Source organism: uncultured Brachyspira sp. (assembly GCF_944390845.1).
In the GTDB taxonomy this organism is placed as follows: domain Bacteria; phylum Spirochaetota; class Brachyspiria; order Brachyspirales; family Brachyspiraceae; genus Brachyspira; species Brachyspira pulli.
The window spans coordinates 1-21,281 of record NZ_CALXRM010000058.1; the positions used below are offsets into that span (position 1 = coordinate 1).

Here is a 21,281-nt window from a genome sequence, read left to right on the forward strand (position 1 = left end):
AAATTATGATACACCTATGTTATACTTTAAAAAACTAAGGAATACTTAATGCAATATGTCTGGCTCCTGTGCATATTTTTAATAATTTTTTTGAAAAAACATAGAATTGAATTGCTTTATAAATAAAAATTAATATATACTAAAAATTTTAGAGTTTGTCATTTTTTTTAGTCAACTTTTTCACGCCGCACACGCTCTGCGGACTTCGTCAAAGTTGCAAAAAGTGCAAGAATAGAATTAGTACTAAATCATACTAAAATTGTCTTACATGTAAAATAATTTATTAAATTAAAGCCAAAATGTAGCCTTTCGCGAAGCGTATCCGAGCCTGTCGAGGATATAGCTTCTTTGTGGCAATACTTACAGTACTTCCTTCGGTCGCAAAAGAAGTGGGGTGTTGCGTAAGCACGCAGATATGCACTCTGTGTGCTTCGCAGTGGGCAAAGCCCCAAATATAAAACCAAAACATAAATTTATTTTTGACAAAATATATTTGTTTAGGTATATACTAAAAATAGTTTATTAAAATATTTTATAATAATAATTTAGTTAAAAATAAAAGTTATATTAAAATTGAGGCTTCTCTATTTCACCAAATTCTTCATATATAAGAGGCTCATCTATAAAAGTTGTATATATTATGAGTTTATTATCTTCTATTTTAAATGCACGGGCAGTTTGAAGTATAGATAAATAATCGCCTTCTATTCTTCTTTTTTCAGCATTATCCGTTTTTCTTGTAGTTTTTATCATATCTAGGGAAATTAAATCTCCATCTATCTGACAGTTAGCCCAATAATCATTAATAGCTGATTTTCCAAATACCTTATAATCATCTATACTAATGGTAATATCTATATATGTATACATACTAATGAGTTTATATACTTTTATTTTTTCAACATAAACACTTTCTTCTTTTAATGAAGAAATATTATGCGAACAAGACATTAATAAAAGAGATATTAATAAAATAATTAAATATAGGAACTTTTTCAATGTTAAAATAGAGTAAGTTCTCCTTCTTTGCTGCCGCCGCCGCTGAGGTCTTCAAATGTATCAAATCCGCCCCCATTATCAGCACCGCCATCAGCAGAATTTCCTTTCATTATATCCTCAAATATTGGAGAACCAATCAATCTAGTATAAGCCTGATTAGAATTCTTCTCAAACTGAATATTTGGATTTGCTTTAATAGCATGTGTTAAAAGTAATTTAGCAAAACCATTCCTTCTATAAGGATAATTCATATATATATATTTTAATACACCTTCTTTATTTATATAATAATAACCATTTATTCTGCCATCTATAGTTAATAGCCCTATATTAGTATTATTAGTATGAATTATTTTATTAAAATAAGGATCTGTATAAACTTCTTCTTTATTATCTTTTATTTTTATATTATGTATAAAATTTTGTAATTCATTTCTGTATATACTATTATATTCAATAACTACTACTGATGGATATTCCTCATGTTCTATGATTACAGGTGGCATAATTAACTCCCGACACTTAAAGTATATCGTTTTTAATATCGACAATTACTAAAAATTATTTATTGACTATTTTTATATTTATAATATAGTTTCCTAATATAAATTATAATAAAAATTTTAATAAAATTCAATGCTTTTTATAAATAGGTATTCTTATCAAAAACAAAAAGAAATATTAATAGCATTCATAAAAAGAGCTATTGACTTTATACCAAGCGTATTAGTAGGTTTATTTATACTGGTAATGTCATCAAGATTATACGGCAGAGAGAATTCTACTATAGGTGTAGTTTGTATATTTATATGTGCCTTAATGCGACAAAGTTTTACTGTATCATCTTTTCCAACTGTAGCGTTTAGAATACTTCTATTAGGTTTCCTTGCCACTATAGCTGAACAGAATATATTTTTTACTATAGTTCTGAATTTTATAGTTCCTTTTTCTATAGTGTTTTTATTATCTGATGATTTTGTACCTAGAAGCTATTTTATATATGGATTCACCTATGTATTATTACAGGCATACAATATACCAATATCTAATATACATAAAGAATGGAAGCTATATTAACAGCATTACTAATAGTATTTATATTTTTATACATTAATAAACTGATTACAAAAAATAAATTATCAAATAGTTTGGCATGTAAAACTATACAATTAATTAATAAAAAATTATCATTATTATATAATAATAAGCCTTTAGAAAAAGATCAGTTATTTTCTTTAATAAATACATACACTTCTGCTATATATGTAGATTCATTAAAAAGACATGGCATTATGAATAATAGAAATATTAATCATTTTGAATTGGTATTATTTTTTGAAGATATAAATCAGCTTATAGATAAAGAATATAAGAATATAAATAAATTAACAAAAGATGATTTAGAATACTTTAAGCAAATATCCAAAATACTCGATAGAATATCCAATCTTTTAAAAAGCGATATATCAAAACATGAAAAAGAATTCAATAGTATAATAAATGCTATCAATTACTTTAATGATAATTATAGTTTAAGCGATGAAAAAAGTAATTATGAATGGGTATATGCCTCAGGAAAATTAAAAAAAATATTATCAAATATGTTTGAAAATAAAAAAGATGACTTTGAAATAAAAAAGCTTTTAAATTTAAGATTTATAAGATTAAAAAAAGAATTCAATATCAATAAATGCCATTTTAGATTTTCATTAAAAATGGGCATAATAATGTGCATATCATTCACTGTAAGATATTTCCTTCCAGATGAAATTGCTATAAGAGGATACTGGCTTCCTATATTATCATATATTATGATATACCATTTTTATGAAGAACAGAAAATTAATTTAAAAATAAATGTAATCGGCAACTTTATAGGCGTATTTATATTTTCTGCATTATTCAGATATATACCATACAATATGATTATACCGGCAATAGGGATATGTTTTGTATTATCGCTAGCTTCTGTAAACGGATTTTTCAAAAAAATATACGGTACAATATCTGCATTAATATCTTCATTTCCATATATGCCTAAATTGATGTCCGCTTCATCAAGAGTTGGATTTATAATTATAGCTTTATCAATAGTATGGGTATTTGACCATTTCATTATAAGAACAGAAAGTCATAAAGGTATGGTGGATAAAATAAGCGAACTTATAGAAATGGATACTATAATCATAAATCAAATCAAAAAAGCAATCAATAATGAAGAAACTTCTATATACTTATATGAATGCCTGCTTAAAGCTTATATGATAAAAAACAATATTATAATACATGAAAAAAATCAAACTAGATATAAAGGAACTCCTATTACTGATTCATTAATAGAAAGTAACAGAAAATTTATTGTAGAAGCAGAACAGATAATATATTTAATAAAGAAATATAACAGACCAGAAGACAAACATAATATGCTTATATTTGTAGAGTATATTGCAAGTATTTTAGAAAATAGCGCCAAACTTTTCAAAAATGAAATTATAGAATTCAATAATAATGAAAATAAAAGCAATGAAATGATAAAAAATAATTCATATATATTTTACAGATTAGAAAATTGCTTTAACTCTATTAATGATATTAACAATTCAATAAAAAATAATATTGATAATATTCTTTAGTATTTATAAATAGTAAAACAATATGTATTAATTTTTTTAAATATAAATATATTATAAAAATTAGGTTCTGTTTAATCAATAAAATGATAAACAAAACCTAAAAAATAATTTTATTTTATAAAGTTAAAAATTTTCAGTATATATACTTACTTTATTAATCCAATGTCTTTTCTGTAATATTTATCTTTAAAATCTATTTTTTCAATGTCAGCATAAGTTAATTTTCTTGCTTCTTCCAAACTGTCAGCAATATTTACAACATTAAGTACTCGTCCGCCGTCAGTAACTATATCAGCATTTTCATCTAATTTAGCACCGGCAATAAAGCATTTTCCATTTATTTTATCAATACCTTCTATTTTATATCCTTTATTATAAGAAGCAGGATAACCGCCTGATGCCATTACTACACAGCATGCATGTTTATTTTTCCATTTAATATTTAAAGTTGATAATTCTCTTTTCATTGCTGATTCTATAATAGATAAATAATCAGTATCTAAAAGCTGAAGAACAGCCTGAGTTTCTGGGTCTCCCATTCTAACATTATACTCAAGTAAATATACGCCTTTTTTGGTTATCATAAGACCAAAGAATATTATACCTGCAAAAGACATTTTTTCGGCTTTTATTCCTTTTAATGTTGGTTCTAATATATCTTTAATGAATAATTCTTCTGCCTCTTTAGTATAATAAGGATTAGGAGAAATAACACCCATTCCGCCTGTATTATTTCCAGTATCATTATCACCTACTTTTTTATGATCCTTAGCTGATATAAATGGTATTATTACATTACTGTCAGTTACTGAAAGTATAGAAGCTTCAACACCTTCTAAAAACTCCTCAATTACAACTTCATCACCAGCCTCTTTAAAAATCTTTTTAACCATTATATCTTCAACAGCATTTTTAGCTTCCTGTTTATCTTGGCATATTATAACACCTTTACCCAAAGCAAGTCCGCTAGCTTTTACAACTATAGGATAACTGCATTTTTCTAAGTATTCATTAGCTTTATTATTATCAGTAAATACTTCATATTCAGCAGTTTTTACTCCATACTTCTTCATAAAACTTTTTGAATAAGCTTTTGAACCTTCAAGTATAGCAGCTTGTTTATTAGGACCAAATATCTTTAATCCATTTTCTTCAAACTTATCTACTATTCCATAAACTAGCATTTCTTCGCTTCCTACAATAGTCAAATCAATACTTTCTTTCTTAGCAAAATTTAGTATTTCATCTATAGTAGAAATTTTCACATTCTCGCATTTATTTTCTTTCTGTGTACCAGCATTACCAGGAGCACAATAAACTTTTGTAACTCTATCATTTTGACTTAAATTATAACAAATGGCATGTTCTCTAGCACCAGAACCTATAACTAATATTTTCATATTTTTTCCTTATTATGATTTTTTATTTATACAAAAATTATTTGTAAATATCTATAATATAAACTAAATTATAAATAATTTTTATTATAATTTTTCTACTTCCTCTATACTTAAACCTGTATTATCACTTATAAACTTAATATCCAAACCAGATTTTTTAAGACTTTTAGCTATATTTACAGCTTTATTTTTTTCTCCTTGTTCTATACCTTGTTCTATACCTTGTTCTATACCTTGTTCTATACCCTTTTCTATTCCTTCTTTTATACCTTCTTCTCTTTCTTTTTTAAGCATTACATTTTGACCGTATAAAAAAGCATCTCTAGCATTATAAACTTCCATTTCTTCTTCACTTGATATAAATCTTTCATATTTATCTATTACTTTAGGCATAATATCATTAACCTCCTTCAATTTTTCTTTAACTTTATCTAAATCTTTAACTGTAAAAAACTCTATCCAAGATAATATTTTATTTTTCTTAATATCGTCTATATTTGAATTATTAAGAATTTTTATAAATCTTGGTACTTCCACTATATGCATTTGCATCATATCTAATGACACACTATGATTTTCAGTATCTATTAATTTAAAACATCTGTGTGCTTTACCTTCATCATAAAAGTCCATATTAAAATTTACAAAATTAATACTTATAACCTGACTAATAATATCATAAGGTTCATTTTCATTAATTTCACTTACTACATTTTTTGATATATAATAAAATATCCTTTTTACAAAATCTATATTTCCAGATAATTGTATCTCTATAATAATCTTTTTATTATCTTTTGTTCTTGCTTTCACATCAAGAACAGATTCTTTGAGATTAATATTTTCAGGCAGATTATGAGGATTAATTATTTCCAAATTATGTATTTCCTCAAATTTTGAATCTTTAAGTACACAGTTTACTATATTTTCCAGTATATCTTCATTACCAAGAGATCCTAGAAGGTAACGCACAAAGTAATCGTTCATTCTGTTAATATTTCTCATAAAAAAATTATAACAAAAAGACTATAAAAGTAAATGTATTAATTTAAATTCTTACAATAATAATTTATTCAATTAAAACACATATTGAAAGCTTTATTTTTTATTCTTTACATTTTTACTTCTTACTATATAATGGTAGAAAATATAAAAACAGGATTAAATTATGAATCTTAAAGAATATATGAATATAAGACTTGAAGAAATCAATAAAACATTAGAAACCATTTTTGAAAAAAGCAGTATTGAATTAGAAAATAGTTTCATAGAAATGTTAAAATATCCATTAGATGCAGGAGGAAAAAGATTAAGACCAATACTTACCTGTTTAGCATGTGAGCTTTTTGGAGGAGACTATAAAAAAGCTATAATACCTGCTATGTCATTAGAAATTATACATACATATTCTTTAGTTCATGATGATTTGCCTGCTATGGATAATGATGATTTAAGGAGAGGAAAGCCTACTACTCATGTAAAATATGGAGAAGCTAATGCTATACTTGTAGGTGACGGGCTTTTAACTCATGCATTTCAATTACTTTCAAAAGCAGATGTTAAAGACTCTACTTTAAGAGAATTACTTTTTGAATTAAGCTATGCGGCTGGTATTAATGGCATGGTTATGGGACAATTTATAGATTTATATTATGAAGAAAAAGAAATTAACTTTGATATGCTTAAAATACTTCATGCCAAAAAAACTGGTGCTATGATAAGAGGAGCTATAAGACTTGGTGCTATTGCTTCTGAAAATACACAAGGAAAAGATATTGAAAGCATAACAAAATATGGCGAGGCTATAGGTCTTGCTTTTCAAATACAGGACGATATACTTGATGTTATTTCTGACAATGAAACTTTAGGTAAAACTGTTGGTAAAGATGAAAAAGAAGGAAAATTAACTTATGTAAAACAGTTCGGACTTGAAGGGGCTCAAAAAGAAGCCAGAAAAGTTATTGATAATGCTGTAAAATATTTAGATTCTTATACTGATAATGATGCTAAAAATATTTTAATAGAATTAGCTAATTATATAATAGAAAGAAAATCATAACAATATAGTTAAATAACTAAATACATTGAGAATTATTTTTTAATTCTGCATTTATAAAAGCAGTTATTATATTTGTATTGTTTTATTTAATTATTCTAAGAAATTTTATTTACATACCCACCCTTTATATTTATGGATATACTTAGAATTTTTACTTTTATTATATTTTCTGCTTTAATTAGAAATTATAACACCCACCCAAGTTTTATTTAAATTTAAAATATTTCTAACGCACGGTAAATAAAATTTATAATATAGAAAAATTTGAATTATAAATAAATATATATTTTTAGCTTTATTCTGCGTGCGGTAAAAACATCATAAATTTAAAAAAAAATTTTGGGCGGGCAGCTAAAATAACAGTAAAAATAAAGAAGAAAAATAATATAGAAAATAGGAAAAAGACTAAAAGGATATAGGGCGGGCAAATGTAATTAGGCAATAAAGAAGTATGTACAAAAGAACTAATTCTTGATAAAATACATTTATTATATTTGGAAAATAAAATGTTGAATACACAAAGACTCATAATAAGAAAATTTAATATTGATGATACTGAAGCTCTATTCAGTATTTTATCTGATGAAGAAGTTAATAAATACCTTCCTTGGTTTCCTTTTAAAAGTTTAGAAGAAACTAAATTACATTTACAAAAATTTTATTTAGATACAAATGATAATCATAATTTTTATAGATATGCAGTATGTTTAAAAGAAGATAATGTACCTATAGGTTATGTGCATCTTGAAAACAATAATGACAATAATGATTTCGGATACGGATTAAAAAAAGAGTATTGGAACAAAGGCATAATAACAGAAGCATCAAAAACAGTTATAGAAGAACTTAAAAGAAATAATGTAAAATATATAACAGCCACACATGATAGAAATAATATTGCAAGCGGCGAAGTAATGAAAAAAATAGGTATGACTTATAAATATAGCTATGAAGAATTATGGCAGCCTAAAAATTTTTTGGTTGTATTTAGAATGTATCAATTAAATTTAGATGATAATAAGGACAGAATATATAAAGGATACTTAGAAAAGTACAGCAATCATTTTATAGAAAATATCGAAATTGATTGATATAATAAAAATATATGTTATGATATATTTATAATTAATTGTATGGGGATAATTTATGAGATTTATTATAGTAGTATTATTGTCTATTTTATTTATTATTTCATGCTCTCAAAAAACTAATAATGTTGAAGATGAAAATTCAAAAAATACAGATGAAATATACGTAGAAAATAATATTGTTCAGGATATGCCTTTAGAAGAAGCAATACAAAAATATGAAGGAAACCCTTGTATAGATATAATAAAAGATTTGCTTTCTGTATCAGTAAATAACACTTTATCTCCAACTACAAATATAATAAACTCTGAAGATACAGAATATGATCTTAGCGTAACTTTTGATGAAGGTACAACTGCTTTAATGATAGCTTCTTATTATGGATATGCTGATTTAGTTAATGCCCTTATACAAAATAAAGCCGATGTTAATTTAAAAAATAAAAGAAATTATACAGCTCTTTTATATGCCACAGATATATGGGCAAGACAAGGTATTGGAATATATGACAGTAATTTTAATGTAGTTGAGCTTTTAGTTATGAACCATGCAGATGTTAATGCAGTTAATAATAACGGCTGGAGTCCTTTATTCTTTGCTGCTGATAATTCTAATTCTGATGTGGTTACTTTTCTAGTTGATAATGGTGCCAATATAAATCTTGTTTCTGATGAAGGAATAACTCCTCTTTTAATAGCAAATGATATAGAATCCGTAAAAATATTATGTAAAACAACAAATATAAATAAAGCTAATAATTCAGGAATTACGCCTTTAATAGCATTTTCTATGAGAGATATATCTACAGAGGTGATCAATATTTTACTTGAAAATGGTGCTGATATAAATGTTGTTGATAAAGATGGAGAGACAGCACTTTCATATTCTATAGAAAACGGCAATTTTGAAATAGCTTTGATGCTTCTTAATAATAACGCTAACCCTAATTTAGCTAATAAAAAAGCGGCAGAACTAGCCAGTATTGCAAGAGAATTAGGCGATGAAGAAGTAGCATCTATACTAGATAAATATTAATTTATTCAATAAATATTTTGACAAATTTAATTATTTTTATATAATTATAATACTAAAAAAATTATCATATTGGAGTTTTTATAATGTTTGATAATAATGTGCATTATATAAGAAAAGAACTAGAATCTATTTACAAAATTATAGTAGAGAATTTAGGAAAAGAATTATTAAATACTGAAATTAAACGCTTAGAGTATGAACCTAAAATGGATAGAATTAATATTAATAATTTCATATTTATAAGACTTACATTTGAAAATGAATACGATCACAAAGAATTATACTATGACATATATATAGAAGATGAAGACGGAAATGATGTTGAAAGAGCTTTGATTAGCGTAGAAAAACCTTTTACAAAAGTAGTAGATAAAATAGATTATTTAGTAAAACTTAATTATCAAGCTAATAACGATGATTAATATTTTTTGATTTTTAAAAGTAAAAAAATAAGGGACTTAAAAATTAATTTAAGCCCCTTTTTTATTTAATATTGAAAAATAAAAAGAGATGCTAAAAATAGCCACTCTTTTTTTATTTAGTATATTATAAATTATAATGCTTTAGTAGATAATACAAACTTATCTTCTATATATCTTTGAGTATTTCCAGATATTATATCATTTAATTTTCTTATTACTTCTTCCTCATAATCACCATCAACTATATATAAAGTATTTCTATCAACTAAATAATAACCTTCATATTCTGTGTCATATCCAAAACCATCTTTTTCATCATTTCTAACTATACATGCATTTCTATCTTTATTAGCTGCAGCATTAGGAATAGTTATATCTTTAATATGTGTTAATGTAGAATATTCATCTCTTCCATCAATTTTACCGTTTTCATATTCTCTTTTTACCATTCTTGAAGTTGAATCAAAGAATACAAATTCTTCTTCTGTTTCTAATCTTCCATCATCATAATCTGATTCTGATTGATACCAAGTAGTAGAATATAATCTTTCTAATAGATTGTATCCTGTAGGAGTTTGAGTGTTTCCAGTATTGTTATTAGCAGCAACTGAAGCATTTACTGTTATAGATTTGTTAGCATCACTGTCATTCCATTGAGATAATGGAGTTCCAGTTTTTACTGTTTTGTCATCGCTTGGTACATTAGATGTTAATGGTTTATCTCCTATTGTTGGAGCTTGTTTACTGTTACAAGAAACAGCTGCTATAGATGCTAATATAGTTAAAACAAGTATTATTTTTTTCATAAATTTATGACCTCTTTGTTTTTTATTTTGTTAGTATAAATATAACATAATTCACAATAAAAATGTAAAAAAAAATTATAAAAATATATGAATTTAAAATTTTTTGTAAATTTGTTCATTTTGAAAGTGTAAAAATGTAATATTTCTGTAAATACATTGTAATTATTTTTTATTTGTAATTAAATTTAATAATATTTTTGACAAAATTTTATATTATTCTATAATATAAGCACTATAATTTTATGAGGTATTTATTATGCTGCAGTATGCCGTTATAGGTGTTGGTACTTTAGGTAAAGCATTAATCAACAGACTTATGACAAAACCTTCTATTGAAGTATTTGCTATAGACAATGACATTAATGAAATAGAAGCTATAAAAAACAATGTAACTCAAGCCATGAGATTGGATTCTACTCAAAAAGAGGCTTTAGAGGCTATTGAAATAAATAAATTTGATGCGGTTATACTTACAATAGGTGAAGATATGATGACAAGTATATTAACTGCATTGCTTTTAAAAGAATTGAATGTTAAAAACATTATAGCAAGGTATTCAAATGAAAAGCATAAGGCAATACTTAGCATGATAGGCATAACACATTTGGTAAGCCCTGAAGAATCTATGGGTATACATATTGCTGAACAGCTTGAAGTGGCAGATACTGTTTTACTTTATGATTTAACAGAGTATCATTCTATAGTAGAATTCCCTGTTCATGGAGGACTTGCTGGTAAAAACTTTAAAGAACTTGATTTAAGAAAGAAATACAAAATTAATGTTGTTGCTATAAAAAAAGAAACTGTCGGCATATTAGGAGAGAAAAAGGTAATAGTTGATTGTACTCCTGATCCTGAAGAACCAATGGTTGAAGGCGATATACTTATTATAGCAGGACATGATAAAGATATAGAAAAAATGAATAAAAAGATGTCTGAATAATGATGAATACTCATATTGCTAAATTTTTTATAGTTATAGGCATTATTTTTATAATCATTGGCATATTATTTTTATTTAATATAAAAATTCCTTTTGGAAAACTTCCGGGTGATATAGTTATAAAAAGAGAGAATTTTACTTTTGCTTTTCCTTTGATGACAAGTATTATAGCAAGTATAGTTTTATCTTTTATAGTTTGGCTGATTTCTAAATTTTCAAAATAGATTTTTTATATATACCTAAACAAATATAATTTGTCAATTTTAGTTTTTCAATTTTATTGTTTATGGTGGCTTTGCCTCCCACCCCCCCACTTCTTTTGCGACCGAAGGAAGTGCCTTTGGCGTGCCACAAAGAAGCAGGCACAGCCCGCCTTCGGCGAAGGGCTATATTTTAGCTTAAATTGATAATTTATATTACATGTAAAACAATTTTAGTATGATTTAGTACTAATTTCATAATTGCACTTTTTGGTTCTTTGACGAAGTCCGCAGAGCGTATGCGGCGGGAAAAAGAACAACAAAAAATTGACAAAGTTAAAAATTTTTAGTATATACCAAAAATTTTTAACTTTGTCAACCGCGAGATCTACCTCAACAAGCTCGGTACGCTTCGCGGGCACCTTTCCGCACGGCACTGTTTCATCTTATCAAATTCCAACTATACGCGACCGAAGGAAGTACTGTAAGTATGCGGCTGATTACTTATTATTTTGTATAAAAAATAATAAGTAGTATTACAAATAAAACATGTTTTGGTAATATTAGATAATATTTTATTTTATAAAAAAATTATAATTTACATTTACAAAATATAAAATTGACAAAATATAGTTGTTTAGGTACAATTTATTTTTTTAATTGTCTATAGTAGTTTATGAATATATCATAAGGATAAAGTTTAAAAGAATCATTATAAACATTCTCTAATAAATTTTTTATTAAATTAAGTTTATATTTAAAATCTTTATTTTTATCTCTTATCTTATTAAACTCTAATAAAAAAGATTTTTTCACTATTTTCATAAAAATACTAATTCTAATCATTTCATCAAATAAATATCCATTAGGTATTTTTAATTTTTTCATTATCAAAAAGAAAATAGATAAAAAATAAAGAACTGCAGCTATTCTGATAAAATAAATAAAAGTGAAATCAGCACCTACTTTATCAATATAAAATCCAAAAACATTATAATATTCGCCTCTGGAATTAAGTGCCTGAATTATTAATATAGCTAAGAAATAAGGAATTAAATGCAATAGCTTTTTTATAGTCATAAAAATAGATTTAGTAAATATTATATGAAGTATAAATAAAGCTATTGCAATATATATTAAAAAATTAACGTTTACAAAGAATATAGTTATTAATATAAATAAAGCTAATATAATAGAAACTATATAAAACATTATTTGTTTACGCGTTCAACGTAGCTGTCATCTCTAGTATCAACTTTAATTTTATCACCTATATTGATGAATAAAGGAACATTAACTTCTATACCTGTTTCAAGTTTAGCAGGCTTTAAAGTAGAACCTGTAGTATCGCCTTTGAAACCTGGTTCTGTATAAGTAACCTCTAATATAACATGTATAGGGAAACGTACTGCTGTAACCTCATCATTGATATATTGTAAATCAACTTCACTATTGTCTAATAAATAATATTTGCTGTCGCCCAATATATCAGCATCTACATGAACATGTTCATAATTATCTAAAATCATAAATATATAATTATTGCCTTCTTCATAAAGATATTGAGCTTTTTTATATGATATATCAGCTTCTTCAACACTTTCAGTAGATGAGAAAGTCTTTTCTATCATATTTCCTTTAAGCATATTTTTTAATTTAGTTTTCACATTTGCTTTTCTTTGCTGTGCTCTGTGAAAGTGTGCGTCTACAACTAAATAAGTTTCTCCGTCTAAAATTATAGCATCGCCTTTTCTTAAATCATTTACTGGTAACATTAAAAACCCCTAAAAAAAATTTTTGATTATTTATTTTTATTAATTAACAAAACTGTAAGATAACAATTTTATATTTTTAGTGTAAAATATTTTTTAATTGTTTGTAACTGCCTTGATATAAATAAAATCATTCAGCAGTAATACCTAATTTGCTGTCAACGTATTCTTTATTTAATTCAAATACTTGTTTTTCTTTATCGTCTGTAGGCATATCATACATAGCATCAAGCATAACGCGTTCAAATAAAGCTCTTAAGCCTCTAGCTCCTGTATGTTCTTCCATAGTCTTTTTAACTATAGATTTTAATGCCTCATCATCTATTTTTAATTCTATATTATCATAAGAGAATAATTTTTGATATTGTTTAGTTAAAGCATTTTTAGGTTCTTTTAATATCTTTAAAAGTTCTTCTTCTTTGAGTTCTTCTAAAGTAGCTATAACAGGAAGTCTTCCTATAAGCTCTGGTATAAGACCATATTTAACTAAATCTTCTGTTGAAATACTTTTCATTATCTCATCATAATTGAGATTATCCATAGAATTAACTTCTGCTGCAAAACCTAAACCTTTTTTTGATGTACGCTCTGCAATAGATTTCTCTATGTCAATGAAAGCTCCGCCGCAAATGAAAAGTATATTAGATGTATCTATATGTAAATTATCCTGATGAGGGTGTTTTCTTCCGCCATGAGGAGGAACAGTTGCAACAGTACCTTCTACTATTTTTAATAATGCCTGCTGTACTCCTTCACCTGATACATCTCTTGTTATAGAACGTGATTCACTTTTACGTGAAATTTTATCTATTTCATCAATATATATTATGCCTTTTTCAGCCAATTTTATATCGCCGTCAGCATTTTGTATAAGTCTAAGTAAAATATTCTCTACATCATCACCTACATAACCAGCTTCAGTTACTGTAGTAGCATCAGCGATAGCAAAAGGTACATTCAAAGCCTTAGCTAAAGTTCTTGCTAATAATGTTTTACCGCTTCCTGTAGGTCCTATTAAAAGAACATTAGACTTTTCTATTTCCACATCATTTTTATCTTCAATATTTTGAGTTATTCTTTTATAATGATTATAAACTGCTACAGATAATACTTTCTTAGCATAATCCTGACCTACAACATATTCATCAAGCAAAGATTTTATTTGCTTTGGAGGAAGTATAGTTATTTCATGTTCTTTGCTTTTTTTTCTGTTTTGAGAATGTATATTAAAATAATCATTAGCTATAGCAGAACAATCAGAACATAAATATCCTTCATTACCTTCAATATATCTGCTTAATTCTTTTAATTCTCTGCCGCATAAAGAACAAACTTCTTTTTTATCATTACCCTTTTTAGACATAATTCTCCAATTTTCAACTATATTATTTTATACAAAATATTAAAGCTGCAATAAGTTAAGATAGTATATTTTATATTATAATATAACTATTGCAATAAAAAAATTAAAAAATAAAGCTAATAAACTTATTAAAGAATATTAGCTTTATTTATTATATTTAATTTAATATTATTCTCTGCTAGAAAAAACTTTATCTATTATTCCATATTCTTTAGCTTCATCAGCACTCATGAAATAATCTCTGTCCATATCAGCTTCAAGTTTTTTAATATCCTGACCTGTATGATTAGCCATAATATTATTAAGTATGCTTTTTAGACGTATAGTTTCTTTCAATTGTATTTCCATATCAGTAACCATACCTCTTGAACCGCCTGAAGGTTGGTGTATCATTATTCTTGAATTAGCAGTAGCAAATCTTTTACCTTTAGCACCGCCTGCAAGAAGTAAAGCACCAGCTGAAGCAGCCTGTCCTACACATAAAGTAGCAACATCAGGCTTAACATACTGCATAGTATCGTACATACCTAAAGCAGCAGTTACAACACCGCCGGGACTATTTATGTATAAAGATATATCTTTTTCAGGATCAGCAGATTCCAAAAATAAAAGCTGTGCTATAACTATATTAGCAACATCATCATTGATTTCTCCGCCCAAAAAGATAATTCTATCTTTTAAGAGTCTTGAATATATATCGTACGAACGCTCACCTCTGCTTGTCTGTTCTATTACATAAGGTATAGTCATATAATTTTTCTCCAAATCCATAATTTCCTCTTAGTTTCTAAAGACTATTTATAAATTAATATCCGCCCCAAACATCATTTTCTTCTGGTTTAAATTTACCAGCATCTTTTTCTGTAACATTAACATGATCTTTTACATAATCTAAAATAGCTTCAGAAGTTGCTCTATTTTGAGCATCACGCATTATATAGTTAATAATATTTTGCTGTTCTTCTTTAGGGCGTTTTGAAAGTCCCATATAGCTTTGATACTGATACATTCTATTAGCATATTCTTTTGCTTTTTCTTCATTTACTGTAATAGAATCTTTATAAGTTTCAGCAAGTTTAGCCATAATCATATCAAAAGTGATTTGTTTTCTTACACTTTCTTCATATTCTTTTTTGATATCAGCATCAGTTTTAGCAACAGAAATTAAGAAATCAGTTTTGCTCATACCTCTGCTGGACATACTTCTTTCAAACTCATCTAAAGAAATTTGTAATTGTTCTTCGTAATAACCTTTTGGAAGTGTTATATTAACTAATTCTATTAATTTATTGAATAAAGTATCATTTATAAGTTCGCTGTCAGCTTTATCTTCAGCTCTTTTTACTAAATGATCTTTTAATGATTCTTTTACTTTTTGTCTGTCTTCTTCTTTTGAATCATCTTTCATATCTGGTTTTTCTACTTTTAATATATTCATTATTAAAGTAGCTTCTGCTCCGTCTACATAAGTAGTAAGAAGTTTTTTATCATCTTTTTTTACACCAACAGCATTTTTAGCGAATATACTGTCATCTTCATCATCGCTTGCAACTACTGTTAATTCTTTATTGTATTTTTTGTTATTTTCATCATCGAATTCTATTTTTACTTGAACTCTGTCGCCTATTTCTGATTTTGATTCACTTTCATCAAAATGAGAGAATCTTTGTAAAGAAAGTTTATAAGCTTCTTCTACTACGCTATCATCAACAGAATATTTATTTTTTTCTACACTTATTGAAGATAAATCTGGCAAATCAAATTCAGGTATAGGATAATATTCATAACTAAGATGTAAGCCGTCTTCTTTATTTTCTAAATTTAAAAGTTTAGGGGTACCTAAAGCCTTAACATTTTTTTCATCATGATAAGTATTCCAAGCTTCTTCTATTAAAACCTCATTAGTAGCACCTTCCAAAGCTTCTCTATATCTTGAAAGTATAATATTATTAGGAGCATGACCTATTCTAAAACCTTTAATATTAACTCTAGGCTTATAATATTCTATTTGTTTTTGTAATTCTTTATCATAAGCTTCTTTAGAAATTGTAAGGTTAAGTGTAACTAGATCTTTATCATCAGTTGAAGTTTCAAAATTTAAATCTTTAATATCCATTTTCAATAATACCCTTTAAACTTTAAAATTAAATAAATTATATAAAAAAAGAACCCCAATAGAAAACATCTACTGGGGTTCAAGATGAGCGGGAAACGGGGCTCGAACCCGCGACAGTCTGCATGGCAAGCAGAAACTCTACCAACTGAGTTATTCCCGCATAGACATTGATAGTAATATACCATAAAACAAAAAAATGTCAACACTCTCAATATTAAAAATCATAAAAATATTTTCAAATTTAAGAAATTATTTAAAAATTTTCCTACTCCGTCTTCATTATTGCTTAAACTTACATAATCAGCCTTTTTCTTCACATCTTCTTCAGCATTTCCCATAGCTACACCAACACCGGCATACTCAATCATTTCTATATCATTATAATTATCGCCGAAAGCAATCACTTCTTCCCTATTTATGCCTTTCTTCTCACATAGCCATTTTAAGGCACTTCCTTTATTGATTCCTTTAGCCAATATCTCTAAAAAACTTGGGTGCGAAAACGATGTATGAAGATCGAAATTTGATCTTATTTCATTTTGAAGCTTTAATAATTCATCATTATCGCCTATAAATACCATCTTGCTGAAATTAAAATCTTCAATATTTTCAAGTCCTACTATGGTATCTGTGATATTTTCTTTTTCTATATATCTTTCATAATAAAAATCAGGTTCTGAAACTATGTATTTATCACCGCTATAAACATGCAAATATACTTTATACTTTTTACGCAAATCGATTATCGCTTTAGAATAGCTTTCATCTATTACTTTATTATATACAAAATTTCCATTAGTATCAGCTATCATGGAACCATTAGAAACTATAGAATAATTATCATTATTAATTATCTCTTTATAACGCTGCATACCATTAAAAGCTCGGCCTGTAGAAAGTATTATTTCTATACCTTCTTTCATCAAATATTGAAAAACATTTTTATTATAATCACTTATTTCGCTATCACTATTTAAAAATGTTCCGTCTAAATCTGTTGCTATTAATTTTATATTCTTATTCATAAAAAATATATTATCATAAAATTTAGCAAAAACAAGTATTAACAATCAAATTATAAACATCTTTCAAACATATACTACAAATATTTATTTTCTATAACATATATTTTTATAAATTAATAAAATTTTATAATCAATATTAGTACTTTTCATACTAAAAATTATTATATATAAACTCTAAAATAAAAAATAAAAAAATAAAAAAATAATGTTTGTTTATTTTTTTATAATATTGTATAATAAAAATTAGAACAAAGCTATATTTTAAAAGGAGTTTACAAATATGGTTACAGCTATTACAACAAGTGACACAACTAATACTTATGTTACTTCAATAGGCGGGGTAAATGTAACTGTTAGAAACAATTTTTCTGAAAAAACAGCTACAGTCGAAGTAGAACCTAAAATTACAGGCGGTGCTTTAAACGTTCAAGGGTAACATTATTCCTTTTTCGTATATAATTATCGGTTTTTTAGTTTTTTACTTTAATAATTAATTAGTTATTTGTTCATTAAAGTTAATGGGACTATTTGTGGGAGATAGTCCCATTTATTTTTATCACTATTTTTTCATTTTTTATCAAAAGTATTATAAATTTCTCTTAACTCTTAAAATTCTAATATATACCTAAACAAATATACTTTGTCAAAAATAAATTTATGTTTTGGTTTTATATTTGGGGCTTTGCCACAACCCCAACTTCTTTTGCGACTGAAAGGAGTGCCTGCGACCATAGGAAGTCCTTTAGGGTGGTATTGCCACAAAAAAGTAGGCACAGCCCGCCTACGGCGAAAGTCTACATTTTGGCTTTAATTTAATAAATTATTTTACATGTAAGACAATTTTAGTATGATTTAATACTAATTTTATATTTACACTTTCGCGAAGCGTATCCGAGTTTATCGAGGATATATGGTTCTTTAACAAAGTCCGCAGAGCGTATGCGGAGTGAAAAAGAACAACAAAAAAATTGACAAAGTTAAAAATTCTTAGTATATACCTAAACAATTATATTTTGTCAAAAATAAATTTATATTTTTGTTTTTATATCTGGGGCTTTGCCCCATACCCCAGTTCTTTTATTGGTATAAAAGAACCAAAAGAACTGCATTTTTAACCTAAAATCAGGGTATTATACCATATTTGATACATATTCTTAAAATATAAAGTTATAGCAATTGCGTTTTCGCGAAGCGTATCCGAAGGATAAAAACTTTTTTGTGTGGCAAAAAAGTTGATAATATTACATAATGTGCAGTAGTCGGCAAAATGAAATTGTTTCAGTATATACTAAAAATTATTATTATAGAAAATGATTATAAATAAAAACTATCAAAAAATATAATTCTATTAAACTTATAAAACATTTTAATTTATAAATAAAATATAATTATCAAAATAAGAAATTAATAAATTTTATATCAATAAATTATCTTCTTCTTTCTTATTATTGGATTTTATAGGGTCAAAGGAATATCTATGCATATCGCTTGCTCCATACATTTCTATAGCCTTAATATGCTCTTTGGTTCCATAACCTTTATTCTTTGATACTTTATATTTTTGATATTCTTCAGGAAGCTCGTCCATCATTCTATCTCTGGTTACTTTTGCTACAATACTTGCACATCCTATACTATAAGATTTAAAATCTCCTTTAGTTATGGAGCATTGTTTTATATCTGTTTCTAATTTTACAGCGTCTATCAATAAAATATCAGGCTTTATAGATAAACCTTCTACAGCTTTAATCATAGCAAGTTTTGTAGCATTATAAATATTTATCTCATCTATAGTTTTTGAATCAACAGAATAAACACAGTAGCATAAAGCTTTATTTATAATTTTATCATAAAGATCTTCTCTTTTTTTAGCTGATATTTTCTTTGAATCATCAACTTCTTCTACTATGTTCTCTTTAACTATATTAGTATCATTATCCAATTCTAAAGGCATTATAACAGCAGCAACAGTAACAGGGCCAAATAAACAGCCTCTGCCTACCTCATCTATACCGCATATATATTTATAACCTAATGATAAATACTCTTTTTCATAAGCAAATTTATCTACATAATTGGAGGAATTATATTTATCTTCAAACATATCCATAAAATTTTAAATCCTCCATAAATGCATTATAATAATTGATAAGCAAGGAATACTATAACAGCAATTATAAAAATAGAAACAGATACTATAGCTACATCGCTTACCTTTTTATTTACTCTTTTAATTTCTTTATCATTTCTTATCTGATTATCTTCTAATTTTTTTATTCTTTTTGAAGTTTTAGCACTTTCTTCATCAAATCTATTTTCTATATAATTAACCAATCTATCATTAGAATGATAATTAGAAGAATCAGCAACTCTATTTGAATTTAATACTCTGCTTGTATTATATTTATTGATATTAGAAACCAATTCATTATATTTAACATTATTTTTATCTAATATTTCATTAATATTTCTTATAAATGCCTCATACTTGTTATCTAAATCTTTATCTTTTATAGAGAAATATTCTTTCTGCTCATCAAATTGCATATTTAATTTTTGATTTAATTCTTCTATAAAATCATCATATTTAATACCGCTTTTCTCTAGTATCTCATTTATTTGCTCGCTAATTTTATTATATTTTTCATCATTCTTTTCAAAATACTGACGAACTTCTTCTTCAAAATCTTTTTGTTTTTTCTTTATGCTTTCATTTTCTTTGAAAGTTTTAAGATTTTGTTCTAACATTACAGCATCAAATTTTCTTTCACTCTCAGCAATTAAATCTTCATATTTTGAAGCGTTTTTATCTAAAGCTTCATTCAATACATTATTAACATTTTCAGTAATAAAGTTTTTTTGTTCTTCTGAATGATTATCTAATTTACTATTTAAACTTTCAATCAATCTATCATATTTAGCATAAGTTTCATTAACGCTTTCTTCTAAATCTTTCTGACCTTTTCTTAAACCTGATATCTCTTTGAAAGTTTTAAGATTTTGATCCAACATTACAGCATTATAATTAATGTTATTTTGTTCAAGTTTTTCGTCTATCTTATTAGATATTTCTTCCTCTAAAACTCTTGTTTGTTCTTCTTTCTGTGAATCTAATTTAGTATTTAAATTATTTATTAATTCATCATATTTGGCATTGTTCTGACTGATAGATTCATTCAAACTTTCTTCTAAATCTTTCTGACCTTTTCTCAAACCGGATATTTCTTTGAAAGTTTTAAGATTCTGCTCCAACATTACACTATTATAATTAGTGTTATTCTGTTCGATTTTTTCATCTATTTTATTAGATAATTCTTCTTTGCTCTCATCTAATTTTGAACCTAAATTATTAATCAATTCTTCGTACTTAGCATTGTTCTGATTGATTGTTTCGTTTACAGTGTTAACTAATTCTTCGT

Annotated in this window: 19 protein-coding genes, 1 tRNA gene and 2 pseudogenes; 8 read left to right on the plus strand and 14 right to left on the minus strand. The window is 26.1% G+C overall.

Features of this window, described 5'->3' with window-relative positions:
* Positions 1-567: 567 nt before the first annotated feature.
* Together Q0K52_RS11015 and Q0K52_RS11020 are read right to left on the minus strand one after the other, a co-directional pair.
* Complete coding sequence (locus tag Q0K52_RS11015) at positions 568-951, minus strand: META domain-containing protein (protein ID WP_297299363.1); 384 nt, start codon at positions 949-951, stop codon at positions 568-570.
* 50 nt (positions 952-1,001) lie between these two features.
* Positions 1,002-1,505: a hypothetical protein gene (locus tag Q0K52_RS11020; RefSeq protein WP_297299365.1), complete on the minus strand. Its 504-nt coding sequence runs from the start codon at positions 1,503-1,505 to the stop codon at positions 1,002-1,004.
* A gap of 130 nt (positions 1,506-1,635) precedes the next feature.
* Here Q0K52_RS11020 and Q0K52_RS11030 point away from each other — a divergent pair.
* Positions 1,636-3,632 (plus strand): annotated as a pseudogene (locus Q0K52_RS11030) (FUSC family protein).
* A 146-nt stretch (positions 3,633-3,778) separates the two neighbouring features.
* Here Q0K52_RS11030 and purD read toward each other — a convergent pair.
* Together purD and Q0K52_RS11040 are read right to left on the minus strand one after the other, a co-directional pair.
* On the minus strand, positions 3,779-5,032 hold the full coding sequence (gene purD / locus Q0K52_RS11035) for a phosphoribosylamine--glycine ligase (protein WP_297299370.1): 1,254 nt from the start codon (positions 5,030-5,032) through the stop codon (positions 3,779-3,781).
* Positions 5,033-5,116: 84 nt separating this feature from the next.
* Positions 5,117-6,037: an Rpn family recombination-promoting nuclease/putative transposase gene (locus Q0K52_RS11040; RefSeq protein WP_297299372.1), complete on the minus strand. Its 921-nt coding sequence runs from the start codon at positions 6,035-6,037 to the stop codon at positions 5,117-5,119.
* A gap of 163 nt (positions 6,038-6,200) precedes the next feature.
* On the opposite strand from Q0K52_RS11040, the gene Q0K52_RS11045 reads away from it, so the two are divergent.
* From Q0K52_RS11045 to Q0K52_RS11060, 4 genes are all read left to right on the plus strand, one after another.
* Positions 6,201-7,091, plus strand: coding sequence for a polyprenyl synthetase family protein (locus Q0K52_RS11045; protein ID WP_297299375.1), 891 nt, complete (start codon positions 6,201-6,203; stop codon positions 7,089-7,091).
* A gap of 506 nt (positions 7,092-7,597) precedes the next feature.
* Positions 7,598-8,182 (plus strand): GNAT family N-acetyltransferase, encoded by a 585-nt coding sequence (locus Q0K52_RS11050; RefSeq protein ID WP_297299376.1) that lies wholly within the window; start codon positions 7,598-7,600, stop codon positions 8,180-8,182.
* Between the two features lie 55 nt (positions 8,183-8,237).
* Positions 8,238-9,215: an ankyrin repeat domain-containing protein gene (locus tag Q0K52_RS11055; protein WP_297299379.1), complete on the plus strand. Its 978-nt coding sequence runs from the start codon at positions 8,238-8,240 to the stop codon at positions 9,213-9,215.
* An 83-nt stretch (positions 9,216-9,298) separates the two neighbouring features.
* A complete protein-coding gene (locus tag Q0K52_RS11060) occupies positions 9,299-9,637 on the plus strand; it encodes a hypothetical protein (RefSeq protein WP_297299380.1) in 339 nt (112 codons plus the stop codon).
* Between the two features lie 131 nt (positions 9,638-9,768).
* On the opposite strand, the gene Q0K52_RS11065 is transcribed toward Q0K52_RS11060, so the two are convergent.
* Positions 9,769-10,443 carry a hypothetical protein gene (locus Q0K52_RS11065; protein ID WP_297299383.1) on the minus strand — a complete coding sequence of 225 codons (675 nt, stop codon included), beginning with the start codon at positions 10,441-10,443 and terminating at the stop codon, positions 9,769-9,771.
* Positions 10,444-10,699: 256 nt separating this feature from the next.
* Between Q0K52_RS11065 and Q0K52_RS11070 the strand changes: the two genes are divergently transcribed.
* Positions 10,700-11,386, plus strand: a complete 687-nt coding sequence (locus Q0K52_RS11070) for a TrkA family potassium uptake protein (protein ID WP_297299384.1) — start codon at positions 10,700-10,702, stop codon at positions 11,384-11,386.
* Between the two features lie 2 nt (positions 11,387-11,388).
* Positions 11,389-11,610: a DUF2905 domain-containing protein gene (locus Q0K52_RS11075; RefSeq protein ID WP_297299399.1), complete on the plus strand. Its 222-nt coding sequence runs from the start codon at positions 11,389-11,391 to the stop codon at positions 11,608-11,610.
* Positions 11,611-12,234: 624 nt separating this feature from the next.
* Here Q0K52_RS11075 and Q0K52_RS11080 read toward each other — a convergent pair.
* From Q0K52_RS11080 to Q0K52_RS11110, 7 genes are all read right to left on the minus strand, one after another.
* Positions 12,235-12,798 carry a hypothetical protein gene (locus Q0K52_RS11080; RefSeq protein WP_297299386.1) on the minus strand — a complete coding sequence of 188 codons (564 nt, stop codon included), beginning with the start codon at positions 12,796-12,798 and terminating at the stop codon, positions 12,235-12,237.
* Positions 12,798-13,361 (minus strand): elongation factor P, encoded by a 564-nt coding sequence (gene efp / locus Q0K52_RS11085; RefSeq protein WP_297299388.1) that lies wholly within the window; start codon positions 13,359-13,361, stop codon positions 12,798-12,800. The genes Q0K52_RS11080 and efp overlap by 1 nt, the downstream gene beginning before the upstream one ends.
* Positions 13,362-13,488: 127 nt before the next feature.
* Positions 13,489-14,721: an ATP-dependent Clp protease ATP-binding subunit ClpX gene (clpX, locus tag Q0K52_RS11090; RefSeq protein WP_297299390.1), complete on the minus strand. Its 1,233-nt coding sequence runs from the start codon at positions 14,719-14,721 to the stop codon at positions 13,489-13,491.
* Positions 14,722-14,889: 168 nt separating this feature from the next.
* A complete protein-coding gene (gene clpP, locus Q0K52_RS11095; protein ID WP_008723572.1) occupies positions 14,890-15,471 on the minus strand; it encodes an ATP-dependent Clp endopeptidase proteolytic subunit ClpP in 582 nt (193 codons plus the stop codon).
* 55 nt (positions 15,472-15,526) lie between these two features.
* Positions 15,527-16,837, minus strand: coding sequence for a trigger factor (locus Q0K52_RS11100; protein ID WP_297299392.1), 1,311 nt, complete (start codon positions 16,835-16,837; stop codon positions 15,527-15,529).
* Positions 16,838-16,924: 87 nt separating this feature from the next.
* Positions 16,925-16,997: transfer RNA gene (locus Q0K52_RS11105), tRNA-Gly, on the minus strand.
* A gap of 61 nt (positions 16,998-17,058) precedes the next feature.
* Entirely contained in the window at positions 17,059-17,862 is an 804-nt protein-coding gene (locus Q0K52_RS11110; RefSeq protein WP_297299394.1) for a Cof-type HAD-IIB family hydrolase, read from the minus strand.
* A gap of 280 nt (positions 17,863-18,142) precedes the next feature.
* Between Q0K52_RS11110 and Q0K52_RS11115 the strand changes: the two genes are divergently transcribed.
* Entirely contained in the window at positions 18,143-18,298 is a 156-nt protein-coding gene (locus tag Q0K52_RS11115) for a hypothetical protein (RefSeq protein WP_297299395.1), read from the plus strand.
* A gap of 978 nt (positions 18,299-19,276) precedes the next feature.
* On the opposite strand, the gene Q0K52_RS11120 is transcribed toward Q0K52_RS11115, so the two are convergent.
* Positions 19,277-19,972 (minus strand): ribonuclease HII, encoded by a 696-nt coding sequence (locus Q0K52_RS11120; protein WP_297299397.1) that lies wholly within the window; start codon positions 19,970-19,972, stop codon positions 19,277-19,279.
* 26 nt (positions 19,973-19,998) lie between these two features.
* Positions 19,999-21,281 (minus strand): annotated as a pseudogene (locus tag Q0K52_RS11125) (hypothetical protein); the annotation flags it as partial.